The sequence below is a fragment of the Streptomyces sp. NPDC031274 genome (genome assembly GCF_055570235.1).
The window spans coordinates 1-1,147 of record NZ_JBVIHP010000376.1 but is presented as its reverse complement, the minus strand read 5'-3'; the positions used below and the strand labels follow the sequence as shown (position 1 = coordinate 1,147).

Here is a 1,147-nt window from a genome sequence, read left to right as displayed (position 1 = left end):
CCAGACCCGCGGCGCACTCCCCCCGGCGCCGCTCCGCGGCACCGACGCTGCCCTGACGTCGGTGCTGACAGCCAAGGGCCCCGCGGATCCGTCCCGCGGGGCCCTTCGCGCTGTCGTCGCGCTGTCTCTTCGTTTCCGTCGTCGCTCCGGAGACCGCAGCCTCTACTCCGCCTTGGCCAGCTTCGCGAGCTGCGCGTCGACGATCGTGTCGGCCACCTTCGGGTCGGCCGTCACCCCGTCACGGAACTTCTCGGGCAGCCCGGCGGCCTCGCCCTCCTTGTCGGCCTTGGCCGACTCCGGGTCGAAGAGGTTCGATGCGCGGAAAGCGATCAGCGTCGAGCCGCTGCGTACGACCGTGACGCGGTCCCGGTGGAGGAACTCGCCGGAACGGCTCGCGAGCTTGTACGAGACGGCCTCGTCGCCCCCGACCGGCGCGGGCTGCGGCCGGACCCCGATGTAGCGGTGGCCGCCGTCCCCGAAGGTGGCGCACTTCTTCGACTTCGTCGCCGTGCGCAGCGTGTCCATGGTCTTCTCGGCATCGGCTTGGCCGTACGCGAACAGCACGACCTCGGTCGTCGTGGTGTCCGCGACGTCGGTGGGACTCAGCATCCGGCTGACGTGCGCCTTCGACTTCGACGGGGCGGCGGCCGTGAGCATCTCGGACAGCGGGCGGCACTCGGCCGGGTTCACGCGTCCGGCGGGAGGCGTGGCCTTGCCCCCAGCCTCCGCAGACTCCCCGGACCCCTTCGTGACCTCGACCTTGTACTTCTTGACGTCACCCGAGGCGAGAGCCACCTTCTCCAGCTTCGCCGTGGCGGAAGACGCGCCCGTCCGCGCCGACTTCGACGGCTTCCCGCCCCCGGCGCCATCACCATCGCCCTTGCCGTCACTGCCGCTACCGCTGCACGCCGCCGTAAGGCCCAGCACCGCCACGGTCGAAACAGCCACCACGCCACGCGACACAGCTGACTTCACGTCCCCGCTCCCCCACTTTCGTACGCATCGTGCGGAGTCACCCGCTCATGCGGAGTCACCCGCACCCCTTCTACGACGGAAGATCGTTACGGGCGGTTCCCCATCCCGGATCCGGCTACTGCCAGATCCAGAACCGGAACGGGCTCAGGAACACGATCGCCAGCGCCATGCC

The 1,147-nt window shown here is 70.3% G+C and carries 1 protein-coding gene; it reads right to left on the bottom strand.

The window, feature by feature from the left end:
* Nucleotides 1-162 precede the first annotated feature (162 nt).
* Nucleotides 163-975: a hypothetical protein gene (locus tag ACZ5CR_RS46495; protein ID WP_468870096.1), complete on the bottom strand. Its 813-nt coding sequence runs from the start codon at nt 973-975 to the stop codon at nt 163-165.
* Nucleotides 976-1,147: the final 172 nt, after the last annotated feature.